At 65.9% G+C, this 13447-nt stretch carries 8 protein-coding genes; 3 read left to right on the top strand and 5 right to left on the bottom strand.

Annotation, left to right across the window (positions count from 1 at the left end; translation table 11 throughout):
• Positions 1 to 7: 7 nt before the first annotated feature.
• On the top strand, positions 8 to 1519 hold the full coding sequence (locus AB4Y40_RS20100; RefSeq protein WP_368689261.1) for an efflux transporter outer membrane subunit: 1512 nt from the start codon (positions 8 to 10) through the stop codon (positions 1517 to 1519).
• Between the two features lie 118 nt (positions 1520 to 1637).
• Positions 1638 to 3113 carry an amidase gene (locus tag AB4Y40_RS20095; protein WP_368689260.1) on the top strand — a complete coding sequence of 492 codons (1476 nt, stop codon included), beginning with the start codon at positions 1638 to 1640 and terminating at the stop codon, positions 3111 to 3113.
• A gap of 60 nt (positions 3114 to 3173) precedes the next feature.
• Here AB4Y40_RS20095 and AB4Y40_RS20090 read toward each other — a convergent pair whose 3' ends face one another.
• The 4 genes from AB4Y40_RS20090 to AB4Y40_RS20075 all read right to left on the bottom strand — a co-directional run bounded on the left by AB4Y40_RS20090 (position 3174) and on the right by AB4Y40_RS20075 (position 7643).
• Positions 3174 to 4013 (bottom strand): ABC transporter permease, encoded by an 840-nt coding sequence (locus AB4Y40_RS20090; protein WP_368689259.1) that lies wholly within the window; start codon positions 4011 to 4013, stop codon positions 3174 to 3176.
• Positions 4014 to 4026: 13 nt separating this feature from the next.
• Positions 4027 to 5304 carry an ABC transporter permease gene (locus tag AB4Y40_RS20085; RefSeq protein WP_368689344.1) on the bottom strand — a complete coding sequence of 426 codons (1278 nt, stop codon included), beginning with the start codon at positions 5302 to 5304 and terminating at the stop codon, positions 4027 to 4029.
• Between the two features lie 76 nt (positions 5305 to 5380).
• Positions 5381 to 6406, bottom strand: a complete 1026-nt coding sequence (locus AB4Y40_RS20080) for an ABC transporter substrate-binding protein (RefSeq protein ID WP_368689343.1) — start codon at positions 6404 to 6406, stop codon at positions 5381 to 5383.
• A 145-nt stretch (positions 6407 to 6551) separates the two neighbouring features.
• Positions 6552 to 7643: an ABC transporter ATP-binding protein gene (locus AB4Y40_RS20075; protein ID WP_368689258.1), complete on the bottom strand. Its 1092-nt coding sequence runs from the start codon at positions 7641 to 7643 to the stop codon at positions 6552 to 6554.
• A 162-nt stretch (positions 7644 to 7805) separates the two neighbouring features.
• On the opposite strand from AB4Y40_RS20075, the gene AB4Y40_RS20070 reads away from it, so the two are divergent.
• On the top strand, positions 7806 to 9353 hold the full coding sequence (locus AB4Y40_RS20070; RefSeq protein WP_368689257.1) for a PLP-dependent aminotransferase family protein: 1548 nt from the start codon (positions 7806 to 7808) through the stop codon (positions 9351 to 9353).
• Positions 9354 to 9404: 51 nt separating this feature from the next.
• Here AB4Y40_RS20070 and AB4Y40_RS20065 read toward each other — a convergent pair whose 3' ends face one another.
• Positions 9405 to 13202, bottom strand: coding sequence for a DUF748 domain-containing protein (locus AB4Y40_RS20065; RefSeq protein WP_368689256.1), 3798 nt, complete (start codon positions 13200 to 13202; stop codon positions 9405 to 9407).
• Positions 13203 to 13447: the final 245 nt, after the last annotated feature.

Below are 13447 nucleotides of genomic sequence, written 5' to 3'. Positions count from 1 at the left end.
CACGACCATGACCCGCGACGCCGCCTTTGCCTTCCTGCTTGTGCTCATGCTCGCGGGCTGCACCGTGGGCCCCGACTTCCACCCGCCCGCCGCACCCGATGCCACGGGCTGGACGCGCGAGCCCGTGCCGTCTTCCACCGCCAGCGCCACCGGCCCCGGCGGCGGCGCGCAGACCTTCACGGCTGCGGAATACGCTCCAAACGATTGGTGGACGCAATTTGGCAGCGCGCAGTTGAACGAACTCGTCGATCAGGCCTTGCGCGCGAGCCCCACGCTCGACTCGGCGCGCGCGAAACTCGTGGAAGCGCGCGAAAACTACAACGCGCAGGCAGGCGCGACAAACTATCCCGCCGTCGATCTGAAACTCTCCGGTACGCGCCAGAAGGTCGATCTCGCCGCTTTCGGCATCACGCAAGTGCCGAACCCGCCGCCGTTTACGCTTTACAACGCTTCGGTCAGCGTCTCGTACGTATTCGACCTGTTCGGCGCGAACCGTCGTGCGCTGGAATCCACGCTCGCACAGGTCGATTATCAGGCGTACGAAATGGAAGCCGCGCGACTCTCGGTGGCCGCCAACGTGGTGTCCACTGCCATCCGCCGTGCGTCGCTGCAACGCCAGATCGACCTCACCACACAACTCGCGCAGACGCAGGCGCGCCAGCTCGCGATCATGCAGTCGCGCTACGCGGCCGGCGGTGTGGCGCAGATCGACCTGCGTAGCCAGCGCACGCTGCTCGCGCAGACGCGCGCTTCGCTGCCGCCGCTCGAAACGCAGCGCGCGGCTGCGGAGCATCAGCTCGCCACCCTGCTGGGCGTTGCGCCAGCGCAGTTCGCCGCGCCGCTCGACGCCCTCTCTCTCGATACACTGCATCTGCCCGATACGGTTTCGCTCACGGTGCCTTCCACACTGGCCCGCGAACGTCCCGACATACGCGCCGCCGAGGCGCTGCTGCACCAGGCCGGCGCCAACGTGGGCGTGGCGACGGCGAATCTCTATCCGCAGATCTCGCTGTCGGCGAGTATTGGCTCGGAGCGCACGCGTATCGAGGACGTCATCAGCGGACTGAACATCTGGAACGTGGGACTCGGCCTCACGCAGCCGCTGTTTCATGGCGGCGAATTGCGCGCGAAGAAACGCGCGTCAGAAGCCGCCTATGAGGCCGCCTTCGCCGACTATCGACAGACGGTCCTGCAGGCGCTGCAGCAGGTCGCCGACTCGCTCCAGGCGCTCCAGAACGATGCGACCGAGCTGCAGGCGCGCGACGACGCCGCTCGCGAGGCGCAGGCTAACGCAGCGATCGCACAAACGCGCTACAACGCGGGCGGCGTGAGCGAGTTTTCGCTGATCGATGCGCAACGCCAGGCACTCCAGACTACGCTCGACCGCTCGCGCGCTCATGCGGACCGCCTAACCGACACCGCGGCGCTCTATCAAGCCCTCGGTGGCGCCCCACTCCCCGGCGCCGCGCCGCCAGGGCAAGGCAACGACACGTCGGCGCCCGCCGCGACCGTCCGGTAACCTGGCCGCCCCACGCGGCAACCATCGACCCGGCGGCAACCATCCGTTTCCTTTCGCTTGCGCCGCGCCTGCGCGACAATGACCCTCCCCCTGCTCCATCCGCAAGCGAGAGACACGTATGAACCAGGCATCGCTATCCCCCGCAAGACTGTCCCCCAACGATCTCGTCGCGGCCGACGCGCTCGAGCTTTCGGAATGGATACGCCTGCGCAAGGTGTCCTGCCGCGAAGTGATGACGGCGTTTCTCGACCATACGGAGCGCGTGAATACGCCGGCCAACGCCATCGTCTCGCTGCGCGAGCGCGCCACGCTGCTCGCCGAGGCGGACGTTCGCGACGCCCAGATCGCGCGAGGCGAGTACCTTGGCTGGATGCACGGCATGCCGCAAGCGCCGAAGGATCTCACGGCCACGGCCGGCATCCCGTACACACAAGGCTCGCCGCTGTTCCGCAACGAAGTGCCCGCGGCAGATTCCCTGATGGCCGCGCGGATGCGCGCACAGGGCGCGATTTTCATCGGCAAGACGAACACGCCGGAATTCGGCCTCGGCTCGAACACCTACAACACGGTCTTCGGCGCCACGCTCAACGCTTACGACCCCACGCGCAGCGCGGGCGGCAGCAGCGGCGGCACGGCCGTGGCGCTCGCACTGCGCATGCTGCCCGTGGCGGACGGCAGCGACATGATGGGCTCGCTGCGCAATCCCGCGGGCTGGAACAACGTGTTTGGTTTCCGTCCGTCGCAAGGCCGCGTGCCCTCCGTGCCTGCGCACGAACTGTTCTTCCACCAGCTCGGCTATGCGGGACCGATGGCCCGCACTGTCCCCGACCTCGCGATGCTGCTTGCCACCCAGGCCGGCTACGACGCGCGTGCGCCGCTGTCCATTGCCGAAGATCCCGCGCAGTTCGCGGGTCCGCTCGAGCGCGACTTTGGTTGCGCGCGCATCGGTTGGCTAGGCGATTACGACGGCTATCTGCCCATGGAAGACGGCGTGCTCGCACTCTGCGAAACGGCGCTCAAGGACTTCGAATCCATCGGCTGCAAGGTCGAAGCCGCGCGCCCCGACTTCGCCATGGAGCGCGTGTGGCAAACGTGGCTCACGTTGCGCCATTTCTCGTGCGCGGGCACGCTCGGCGCGCTCTATCGCGACCCGGAAAAGCGCGCGCTGCTCAAGCCGGAAGCCCAATGGGAAGTGGAAGGCGGCCTGAAGCTCTCGGGCGAAGACGTGTGGAACGCCTCGGTCACGCGCAGCCAGTGGTACAACGCGCTGCTCGCACTGTTCGAGCGTTACGACTACCTCGTGCTGCCCAGCGCCCAACTCTTCCCGTTCGACGCGAACGAGCACTGGCCGAAGTCGATCGCGGGCCGCACGATGGATACCTATCACCGCTGGATGGAAGTCGTGATCGGCGGCAGTCTCGCGGGGCTGCCTGTCATCAGCGTGCCGGCGGGCTTCAATGCGCAAGGCCTGCCGATGGGGCTGCAGGTGATCGGCAAGCCGCACGCGGATCTCTCCGTGCTGCAACTCGCCCACGCGTACGATCAGGCCACGCAGTGGGTCAAGCGGCGCGTGCCGGCGCTGCTGCAGGCGTAACGCGCAAAAGCAAAAAGGCAGCGCCGCGGCGCTGCCTTTTTGCATCGACATCTCACACGCTCACGCCTTCACCGCACGCGCCGCATTCCTGCCGCGCAGCCATTCGAGCGCGAGCAGCAGACACGTGGAGAACACGATCAGGATCGTGGCGAGCGCGGCGATCGTCGGGCTGATGTTCTCGCGGATGCCCGTGAACATCTGGCGCGGCAAGGTGGTCTGGTCGGCGCCCGCGAGGAACAGCGTCACGACGACTTCGTCGAACGACGTGGCGAACGCGAACAGCGCGCCCGAGATCACGCCCGGCGCGATCACGGGCAGCGTGATGCGGAAGAACGTCGTGACCGGATTCGCCCCGAGCGAAAGACTCGCACGCACGAGATTATGGTTGAAGCCCTGCAGCGTGGCCGCCACCGTGGTCACGACGAACGGCACGCCCAGCGACGCGTGCGCGAGAATCAGGCCGAGATACGTATTGGCGAGGCCAAGCGGCGCGAAGAACAGATACATGCCCACGCCCACCACCACCACGGGCACGATCATCGGCGAAATGAGGACCGCCATGAGCACCGCCTTGCCGCGAAAATCGGCCTTGGTGATGCCAATGGCCGCGAGCGTGCCGAGTACGGTCGCCACGACCGTGGCGGCGGGGCCGACGATGAAGCTGTTTTTCGCGGCCATGCGCCATTCGTCGGACATCACGAGGTTCTCGTACCAGCGCAGCGACCAGCCCGGAATCGGATACACAAGGAACGTGCTCGACGAAAACGACAGCGGCACGATCGCGAGCACGGGCAGGATCAGATACAGCAGCGTGAGCACGACGAGCGCGCGCAGCGCGAAGTACCACACGCGTTCGACGGCCGACGTATGCGGCGCAAACAGCGGCTTGGCAAATTTCATGATCGCGCCTCCCTCAGCCAAGGCTCAGTTGCGTGCGCGTGAAGCGCCCGTAGACGAAATAGAGCAACGTGGTCGCCACCAGCAGCAGCGCGCCGAGCGCACAGGCCATGCCCCAGTTGATCGACACGTTGGTGAAGTACGCCACGTAGTAGCTGACCATCTGGTCGCCCGGGCCGCCGAGCAGCGCCGGCGTGATGTAGTAGCCGATCGAGAGGATGAACACGAGCAGCACGCCCGCGCCCACGCCGGGGTACGTCTGCGGTACATACACGCGCCAGAAGGCCGCGAACGGATGGCTGCCGAGCGACACGGCCGCGCGCTGGTAAGTGGGCGGAATCGACTTCATCACGCTGTACAGCGGCAGCACCATGAACGGCAGCAGGATATGCGTCATCGAGATATAGACACCCACGCGGTTGAACAGCAGCGCGAGCGGATGCGAGATGAGGCCCGAGCCCATCAGCGCCTTGTTGACGAGGCCCTCGCCCTGCAAGATCACGATCCACGCCGCCACGCGCACGAGAATCGACGTCCAGAACGGAATCAGCACGAGGATCATCACGAGATTCGCGCGGCGCTCGGAGAGCGTCGAGATCCAGTAAGCGAGCGGGTAGCCGAGCAGCAGCGCGAACACCGTCACGAACACGCTGATGACGAAGGTGCGCGCGAACACGTCGAGATAGATCTGCTGCTCGGGATCGGCGGCCACGATGCGGCCGAACGCATCCTGACGATGATCGAGCGAGGCGAGCAGATAGAACGGCGAGATGCGCGAGCTGTTCTTCGCAATGGCTTGCCAGTAGGTCACGTCGCCCCAGCGGTCGTCGAGCTCGACGATCCTGGCGCGCGTTTGCGCGGGCGTCAGCGTAAGCGGTTTGCCGTCGTCGTCGGCGAGCGGCATGGCGCGCGCCGTCTTCGCGACCAGCGAGCGGAAGCCCGCGATTTCCACGTTCAGGCGGCGCGCCAGCGCGCCCATCGCATCACCTTCCTTTACGACGGTGAGGTCCTGCGCAAGCGCAGCGTAAGCCGCGTCGGGCGGCGCGCTCTTGCGGTCCCAGCCGCGCAGCGCCGTGATGGTATGCGGCAGCGCTGTCGCCACTTCGGGGTTCTGCACCGCGCGCGTGAGCAGCGCCGCGATCGGCACCACGAAAATCAGCAGCAGAAAGATCGCCAGCGGCGCGATCAGCATGAGCGCCATCGTGCGCTTCTTCGCTTGCGCCACGCGCAGCTCGCGCTTCAGCCGCGCGGTCTCCTCGCGTGCCGCGCCGGCAACGTTGGTCACGGTCGTCATCGTAGTCACACCTGGTCTCCCCCTGCCATGCTACAAAACGCTCCGGCGCTCGCACGCCGGAGCGTCTAACCCACCCTTACTTCGCGGCCCACGAGGAGAAACGCTGCTCCAGTTCGTCGCCGTGGTCGGTCCAGAACGTGAGGTTCTCCTGGATGGCGTCCTTGCCGTTGGCCGGCGAATTCGGCAGGTTGGCGAGCGTCTTCGCATCGAGCGCCTTGATCGCGTTCGCGTTCACCGGGCCATACGCGATGTGCTGCGCATACTCCTGCTGCGGTTTCGGCGAAAGCGTGTAGGCGATGTACTGCTCGGCCAGCGCCTTGTTCGGCGCGCCCTTCGGGATCGCCCAGTAGTCGAGGTCGTAGATGCTGCCGGTCCACACTACCTTGAGGTTCTTGCCTTCGCGCTGCGCGGCGTCGATACGGCCGTTGTACGCCGTGGACATCACCACGTCGCCCGCGACCAGGAACTGCGGCGGCTGCGCGCCGGCTTCCCACCACTGGATGTTCGGCTTCAGCTCATCGAGCTTCTTGAAAGCGCGGTCCTGACCGGCCTTCGTCGAGAGCACCTTGTAGACGTCCTGCGGCGCCACGCCGTCGGCCATCAGGGCGAATTCCATGTTGTACCGTGCGCCCTTGCGCATACCGCGCTTGCCCGGGAATTTCTTCACGTCCCAGAAGTCGGCCCAGTTCGTGGGCGCGGTCTTGAGCTTGTCGGCGTTATAGGCGAGCGCCGTGGACCACACGAAGAAGCCTGCGCCGCAGGGCTGCTGTGCCGCCTTCATGAAATCGCCCTTGTTGCCGAGCTTGGCCCAGTCGAGCTTCTCGTAGAGGCCTTCATCGCAGCCCCGCGCGATGTCGCCGGTCTCGACTTCCACCACGTCCCAGTCCACGTGCTTCGCATCGACCATGGCCTTCACCTTGGCCTGCTCGCCGTTGTACTCGACAGCGGTGATCTTGTTGCCCGTCTGCGACTGGAACGGCTCGTTGAACGCCGCCTTCTGCGCATTGCCATTGGCGCCGCCAAAGTTCACGACGGTCAGCTCCGCGGCATTCGCCACGCCGAACGAGAGTGCGAGCGCGGCCGCGACCGCTGCAACGCGCATGTTGCCGATCTGCTTCATGGTTGAGTCCCTTCTCCTTGGTGGTTTGTCTTGCCGGGCCCTTCGATGCGAGAAACGTGGCCCGATCGTCGAGACGCCTGCTTCGCGAGGCAACGGCGCGCGAGATTGCGCGCCGCGCCCGCACGCCTCAAGCGAACACGCGCAAATGCTCAGGCGCGAATTCGAGTGCGACCGGCTGGCCGGGCGCGAAGCCGTCGAGCGCCTCGGTGCCGAGCGGCACCTTCACGAAGCACTCGTCCTGCTGGGGCAGGCCACAGCGCATGCGCACGTGGTCGCCGAAATAGATCAGGCCGCGCGCTTCGCCCGCCAGCGCGTTCGCACCGTTGCCCTTCGAACCGTTCGCGAGCTTCATGCGCTCGGGGCGAATGCAGGCGATGGCTGAGGCGCCCGCCTGCGCACCCGCCACATTGCGGCCCTTGAGGCGCGTGCCGTCGGCGAGATGCATTTCGCAGTACTCGCCATCCACGGCGGCAATGGTGCCGCGCAGCCGGTTGCTGTCGCCGATGAAGTTCGCGACGAACTCGTTGCACGGCGACTCGTAGAGCCGGTCCACGCTGTCGAGCTGCTGCACGATGCCCTTGTCGAACACGGCGACGCGGTCCGACATCGTGAGCGCCTCGCCCTGATCGTGCGTGACATAGACGAACGTGACGCCGAGCTTTTCGTGCAGCGACTTCAGTTCGTACTGCATATGTTCGCGCAACTGCTTGTCGAGCGCGCCGAGCGGCTCGTCCATGAGCACGAGCTTGGGCTGGAACACGAGCGCGCGGGCGAGCGCGATGCGCTGCTGCTGGCCGCCCGAGAGCTGCGCGGGATAGCGCTTCGCGAAGCCTTCCATGCGCACCATCTTGAGCGCGTCGTTCACGCGCTGGGCGCGCTCGGCAGTGGGCACCTTGCGCACGCCGAGCGGGTAAGCGACATTCTGCTCGACCGTGAGATGCGGAAAGAGCGCGTAGTTCTGGAACACCATGCCGATGTCGCGTTTGTGCGGCGGCACGTTGTTGAGCAGCTTGCCTTCGAGGCGGATTTCGCCGCCGGTGGGAAACTCGAAGCCGGCGAGCATCATCAGGCAGGTGGTCTTGCCCGAGCCGGACGGCCCGAGCAGCGTCAGAAACTCACCTTGATAAATGTCAAGGTCAAGTTGTTTGACGACCAGCGATTCGCCGTCGTAGGTCTTGCGTACGCCGCGAAAGCTGACGATCACATCCGAGGTCTTCATTCGCCCTGTCTCCTTTGCGTGCTCTTTTCCCGGTCCGCCCGCCCCATCTGACGCGATTAAATAAATCCTGTCGCGGGCATTAACCGGAACTGACGTGCGAATTACTATAGATGGTCCCGGCTCTATTCAATGGAGCCATTTCATTATTCCTGATGGAACCACTTGGCCATGGTCATCCTGTCCGAATGGCTCGCGGCGCAACTCGACAAGGAGAGCGCCGAACCCGCCTATCGTCAGCTATTACAGCTCATGCAGCAGGCCATCCTGACGGGGCGGCTCGCGCCCGGCACCAAGCTGCCCAGTTCGCGCATCCTCGCGGTCGACCTCGGCGTGGCCCGCAACACCGTGCTGCACGTCTACGACCAGTTGAGCGCGGAAGGCTACGTGATTTCGACCACGGGCAGCGGCACGTATGTCGCCGACACACGCCCCGACTCGGCCGCCGTCAGTACGCCGACGAGCAATCCCTCGCCGGCGGGCGACTCCGCAGACGAGGACGAGGACGACGCGAGCGGCGCCTCTCCGCGCGGCGACATGTCGATGCGCGGCCAACGGCTCATCGACGAGGCGGGCGTCTCCGCCAGGCAGTGGGGCGCCTTCATGCCGGGCGTGCCCGACGTGGCCGAGTTTCCGGCGCGCACGTGGAGCCGCCTGCAGGCCCGGCTGTGGAAGTCGGCGAATCATGGTTTGCTTACCTACGCGCCCGGCGGCGGCTACCGTCCGCTGCGGCGCGCGCTTTCGGACTACCTGCGCGTGGCGCGCTCGGTGCGCTGCACGCCGGACCAGATCATCATCACTACGGGTATTCACCAATCCATCGATCTCGCCGTGAGGCTGCTCGCCGATCACGGCGACACGGCGTGGGTCGAAGAACCCTGCTACTGGGGCGCGCGCAGTGTGTTGCAGTCCTCGGGATTGAAGCTCGCACCCATTCCCGTCGACGACGAAGGACTCAATCCGCGCGAGCAGGACCTGCGCGACCCGCCGCGCATCGCGCTCGTCACGCCGTCGCATCAATACCCGCTCGGCATGGTGATGAGTCTCGCGCGCCGCCGCACGCTGCTCGAATACGCGCGCCAGCACAAAGTGTGGATCATCGAGGACGACTACGACAGCGAGTTCCGCTACGGCAGCCGGCCGCTCGCCTCGCTCCAGGGTCTCGACGAATCGGACCGCGTAATCTACGTGGGCAGCCTCGGCAAGCTGCTGTTTCCGGGCCTGCGCATCGGCTACATGGTCGTGCCCGAGCGGCTCGCCGCCACGTTCCGCACGGGCGTGGCGGAGCTGTATCGCGAAGGCCAGCTCATGCAGCAGGCCGTGCTCGCCGAATTCATCATGGATGGCTATCTCACTTCGCACGTGCGCCGCATGCGCACGCTCTACGGCGAGCGGCGCCAGCTGCTGATCGACGCAGTGACGCGCCACTTCGGCGATGCGCTGCCGGTCATGGGCGACGAAGCGGGCCTGCACTTCGTGCTCGGTCTGCCCGACCATGCCGACGATCGCGCCGTCGCTACGGCCGCCTACGACGCGGGCGTGATCGTGCGCCCGCTTGCGGCCTACTACAGCGTACGCCAGGACCGCAAAGGATTGCTAACGGGTTACGCGTGCGTACCGCATGAGGAAATCGCGCCGGCCTTTGCGACGCTCGCGCAGGTCATCGAGGAACACGCATTTGCGAGCCCGAAAAAGCTGCGGCGCGCCGGTTAGACCGAAACGCGCCGCTGCATCGAGTCACGCCTTTGCATAGAAGCGCGCCGCTTATTTCAGCCCGAAATCCACCCGCGTCGTCGCGCCCTTGTCGTCGATGCCCTTGGCGTCGAGCTTCGGCGCCACGATGAACACGCGGCTCGGATCGACCTTGCCTTCGAAGTACTGCTGCACCGCCTGCGCGCGGTCCTGAGCGAGGTTGCGCAAGGTGGCGTCGTCAACGGGTGCGTGGTCGGCCAGCGCCTGCTTCATGTCGTCCACGGGCAGCGTCTTCGTGAAGCCGATCATGTTGTGCGGCTTCTTGAAGTCCGCATCCTTGTAGACCTTGGTGAGGTACTTCTCGTACTCCTTGTCGTCCACCTTGACCTGCGAGGTATCGACGCTCTCGCCGTTGCCCACCGTGTCCTTCACCTTCTGAAGCCGCACGAGGCGATCCACGTACTGCTCGCGCAGCGCAGGCGTGTCCACGGCCGGATCGACCCGGCCGATCAGATCGATCTTGATCGAAGGCTTGTCGTCGAGCGCCTTGACGATCGTGTCGAGCTTCTTCTGGTCGGCCTCGGTCAGCGTTGCCGTGCCGGCCGCGAATTCGACATAGCCCAGGTCTTCGCCGCCGCCCCCGAATGCGTTGGCGAGCAGCGTGAACGGCGCGGTCACCGCCTTCGCGATGAGGTTGAGCACCGCCTTCCAGATCAGGCCGCCCAGACTGAACTCAGGGTTCGAGAGCGAGCCCGACACCGGAATGTTCACGTCGATCTCGCCCTTGCGGTTCTTGAGCAGCGAGATCGCGAGCCGCACCGGCAGCCTGGTGGCCGTATCGTTGTCGATGTGATCGCCGAACGTGAGCTGGTCGATGAAGATATGGTTGTTCGCCGTGAGTTCGTCGTTCGCGAGCTGGTAATGCAGATCGACGTTGAGCTTGCCCTTCGTGATCGGATAGCCCGCGTACTTCGCCGAATACGGCGTGAGGTTCGTGAGCTCGATATCGTGCGCGCTCGCTGTGAGGTCGAGCGACGGCTTCTCGATGAGCGGGTTCACCGTGCCCTTGATCGAGAGTGGACCGTTCGCCGCGAGCTTCGCGGAGACATCCACGGGCGCGGGCGTGGTCGACTGCGTGCCGAACGCGCCCACCGTGCCGTGGATCTGCACGAGATCGGCGCTGTAGTTCGGCTTGATGAAGTTGTCGGTGTAGTTCACGCGGCCGTCCTGCAGCACGAGCTCGCCGAAGTGCAGGCGCACCGGGTTCTTCGGCGGCTGCGCGGCCACGACGGTTGCCGGCGCGGAAGCCGGCGCCGGTGCGGAAGCTGTCTGCACCGGCGCGCTCGCCGCCTGCGGCGTGAGCGGCACCGGTTCGCGCGCGCCTGGCTTGCCGCTCGCGTCCTGCGTGAGCGACTGCGCCGCGCCGGTTTGATGCGCAACCACGTCCTTGAGATTGAGCTTGCCTTGCGCGTCGAGCAGCACGCGGCCATAGAAGCCGGCGAAGGTCACGCGGCTCGCGTCCACGTCGGTGCCGCGCGCGTCGTCGTAGTTCGCCTTCAGGTTCGTGAGCGCGAGCGAGCGCCAGCCCGCGAACGGGCCCGACGTGGCCTTGTCGAGCATGCGCACGTCCACGAGCGCCGCGTCGCCGCGATAGTTCGCCTTGAGCGCCTTGCCCTGCTCCACCGAAAGCTGCCCGTTCATGTTGAGCAGCGCGCTCGCGACCACCGCATTGAGCTGATTGCCAAAGTAAGGCTCGAACGCGGCGGCGTCGAGCCGGTTCGCGTCGATCTTCAGCTGCGCCGTGAGCGGCGTCGGGTTGATCTTGCCACTCAGCGCGAGTGTGCCCTTGCGGTTGACGGTCGCCTTCAGGTCGATCGGCAGCGGGTGCCGCAGGTCGTCGCTGATCTGCTGGATCTTCAGGTCGAGCGGCGTGATGGCGAGCTTCACCGGGCGCGGCGTCGAGCTGTCCGTGACGTTGATCGTGCCGTTGTTCAGCGTGAACGTGTCGATCGTGTAGCGCCAGGCCGGCCCCTCCTGCACCGACTTCTGCGCCGCGCGAATCGCCGTGCGCTCGGGCACCGCCTGTTGTTGCGTGGAGGCAAGCTCCGCCAGGCCGATCTTGCCGTCCTTCCTGCGCTCGGCGTTCACCACGAGACCGGTCACATCCACCGAGGCGATTTGGGCCTTGCGCGCGTTGAGGTCGATGCCGCTCACCTGCACCGTCCCCTGGGCGAGTGTGATGGAAGGCGTCGTCGCGCCTGGCTCCGCAAGCTTGAGCGATTCGAGGCCTAGTGTGCTTTGCCCGATTTGTACGGCGGCAGGCTGCTGCGTCCAGTCGGCCTTGAGCGTGGACGTGAGATTGAGCTTGCCGTCGAGGACTTGCGCGCGGCTAACGTTGTCGATATACGGCTGCGCCCGCGGCAAACTCAAGCGCTCGAGCGCGATGTTGGCTTCGGCGTTCTTGCCCGCCAGGCTCACCGTCCCCGACGCCTTGATCGTGCCGCCGTCGTTCGCGTTGGTCGCAAACGTGAACGGCGCGCCGGCCTTGGCGGTCGTCGAGAAGTTGGTCAGCGTGGTGGAGAGCTGCGTGAGTTCGACGTTCACCGGCCGCGCGGGCAGATCGTCAGCAATGTGCACGGTGCCGTTCGTGAGCGCGAGCTGGTGGATCGAGACATCGAGCGGCGCGGGCTTCGCTTGCTCGGGCGCCGCCTGCGCGCTCTGGACAGCCGAGGCGCCCGAGGCCGGCGCGGCGCTCGCCGCCTTGCCCGCGGCCTCGTTTGCGGCCGGCGCGTTGTGTGCGGCCGGCGCGCCCATCAGCTTCTCGACGCTCAGCACGCCTTGCTTGTCGCGCGCGACCCACGCGGTGGGCGCGTCGAGATGGATGTCGTCGAAACGATAGACGTTGCTGAACGGTTCGAGCGAGGCCGCCGCCACGTGCAGGCTGCGCGCGCCGAAGAACGGCGCGTTGGCGTTGTCGGTCGAGTCGAAGTCGTTCAGGTCGGTCGTGCCCGTCACACGCAGCGTGGGCTTCTCGCCCGACATCACGAAATCGAGCTTGAGGTTGGTCGAGAGCTTGCCGCTCTTCACCGTGACGGGCAGCTTGGTGGGCGCGTAGGTGAGCAGCTTCGGCACGTCGAGGTCGGTCAGGCGCAGCTCCACCTCCGACTCGCGCGTCGCGGAAAAGGGCTTGGTCCTGCCGTCGATGGCGAGCGTGCTCGCCCCGTCGATGCGCGCACGCAGCATCGGCTGAACGAAGATATCGGTCTTGGAAGGCAGCGTGGCGATGAACGGAATGCCGAGCGACCAGCGGTCGATCACGTGCTTTTCGTTGAGCAGGCGATCGTCGAAGGTGATCTGGCCGTTCTCGATGCGGATGTTTGAAACCGAAAATGGCGTGGGCTTGCTGCTGGGTTTCGAGGGTGTCGAGAACTTCTCGATGAGGTCCGAGAAGTTGAAATGCTGCGCGTCGAGCCGCACGATCGTGGCGCGCGGCGAGTCGAGCCGCAGTTCGTCGACGATGGGCGCCGCGCGAAAGATCGACGACCACGACGCCTGCACGACGGCGCGCGAGACATCGAAGAAGTCGCCATTGCCGCCGCGCTCGCCGATATGCACGCGGTCCGCTTCGAGACGCAGCGTGTACGGATTGAGCGCGATGCGGCCGATCGTGACGGGCCGGTCGAGCTGCTTGCTCAACTGCTGCTCGGCAACGTGGCGAATGATCGGCGGCGCGGCAAAGAAGCCGACCAGGCCGAACACAATCAGAAAGATGAGGACGCCCGTGAGGATGTGCCGGGTGCGGGGCGCACGCGCGACCGCGCGCACCGATTGCAAGGAAGAGTTGAGCGACGCTTTGTTGAGGCTTGCCATGCTTGCTTGCGGATGAGGCGGCAACAGGCCCGCCGCGGGATGTGGGTCTGATGTCGGAAATCCGGGGATGCCGACAGCCGGAAGTATAGGTCCGATAGAAGATCGGACAGCGGGAAAACGCCGCCCGCGGCGCAGGTATTGCGCAACAAGAAGTAACAGCGCAAAGACGATGGCCCGGCGAATGCGGGGAGTCCGTCGCGCGTGTTGCGCGACGCATGAAAGCGCGGGCGGAGAAGCCGGGCGTG

Source organism: Paraburkholderia sp. EG287B (assembly GCF_040965595.1).
Taxonomy (GTDB): domain Bacteria; phylum Pseudomonadota; class Gammaproteobacteria; order Burkholderiales; family Burkholderiaceae; genus Paraburkholderia.
Note: the sequence above shows the minus strand (reverse complement) of the source record. Positions and strands in the feature narration are given on the sequence as shown.